Here is a 1,608-nt window from a genome sequence, read left to right as displayed (position 1 = left end):
CAATATTAAAAAAGAGAGGCGGATCATCTCCACCTCTCCTAACTATTTCGGTTCTTTGTCAAATCGTGTTGGTCAATAGAATCTAAGGAAGAGAACTTAGCGGTTCTCTTCTTTTTTATGCAGCGTTTTTCCCTTTTGCTTCGTCTGTTTGACGTTCCTCTTCGAATGTGAGTGGTCTGATATCGGTGTTTTCTTTCTGGAACAGTTTCAAGCTAATAAGAGCGCGAGCTCTTAAGTGCCTGAAATTACGGTAACCATAACCGCTTCGTTTAAGTGTTTTAATCTTGTTATTAATGCCCTCTAGATGTCCGTTGGACAAGGTATAGACACACGAATTCTCTATCGAATCTAAGTATTTTTCAAGCGTCTGAAAAGTGGTTCTGATGTAGCGTTGAACCGAACGTTCTTTGCTACGTTCGAGGTGAGTAGCGAATCCCTCAAAGTTTCCTCGAGACATATGCCATTTCAAATCATTAATCAGATCATAAATCCATTGGAATCGCTCGTCCATCGAAAGAATATAGTTCACCATCATCTTCTCCGTCACTAACCCATCATAAAGCCGGTGGCTAGAGAAGGTTTCAAAATCCAAGCTCCAGACATTTTTAAGAACGAGCTTCCATTGTTTCTTTAATTTAGTGTAATCACGTGGTCGTGTATAGCGGATGTCATTCATGACTTCAATGCGCAAACGGTTTAACGCTCTATTAATGTGTTGAATAATATGAAACCGATCAATAATTAATTCGGCATTAGGAAAACAGTCATGGATAATCTTTAAATAAGGACTATACATATCTAACGTCACGGTCTTAACATTCGCTCTTAGCTCATAAGGATAGCGCTGGAAGTATGAAATAAGAGCTTTTTGTTGTCTGTTCTCTACAATATCAATGATGTCATGCGTTTGAGCGTTCGTAAAGATAAAACTCATGGCTCCTGCGGCTTCCTTCACTGATTTAAACTCATCGAACGAAAGGTGCTCAGGCAAGTCGAACCGTGAAGGTTCGAGGGTTTGACCTGTCTCAACTAAGTGACGTATAACCGTATTAGGAGACACAGAGACACGTCTGGCGATCGCAGTCATGCTTTGTGTTTCGGCCAATTCATAAGCAATCGTCTGTTTGATAGGATTAGAGATAAAGCAATACTCATTGACTAAAGAAGTCTCAGCTATAAATGTCCGCTCACATGCCTTGCATAGGTAGCGTTGCTTCTTCAACCACAGGAGTGCAGGCTTAAATAAGATATTGCCTAATTTAATCTTAGATAGCTTAGTCCCGTGTTTAATTATAGACTCATTGCGGTTAATCGTTCCACAATGATGACAAGCCTTGGGCTTGTAGCTAAGCAGGCCCTCGTAGATTAAATAATGGGTTCCTTTGATGATTTCTTCAGGACAGGTGTACGTATTGATATCAAAATGAATATTTTCGTCTTTAATATTGAGCGATTTTCGTATAATATGAGAGTAGGTCATGTAGATTCTCCTTTGATTGGTTTTGGTCGACTTAATTATAAGGGAATCTACTGGCCTTTTTCTATTGATTCACAAAAATCGTGTCAGCGAGTTCGTTAGAACTCACCAACACGATTTATTATAGAACC

General features: G+C 39.5%; 1 protein-coding gene. It reads right to left on the bottom strand.

Annotated features, from left to right (window positions below; genetic code table 11):
- Positions 1-115: 115 nt before the first annotated feature.
- Positions 116-1,480 (bottom strand): ISL3 family transposase, encoded by a 1,365-nt coding sequence (locus ADIAL_RS02295; protein WP_051503655.1) that lies wholly within the window; start codon positions 1,478-1,480, stop codon positions 116-118.
- Between the last annotated feature and the right edge of the window lie 128 nt (positions 1,481-1,608).

Origin of the sequence: Alkalibacterium sp. AK22, assembly GCF_000585255.1 — a bacterium.
In the GTDB taxonomy this organism is placed as follows: domain Bacteria; phylum Bacillota; class Bacilli; order Lactobacillales; family Carnobacteriaceae_A; genus Alkalibacterium.
The sequence above is the reverse complement of the archived record's forward strand: the minus strand, read 5'-3'. Positions and strand labels throughout refer to the sequence as shown.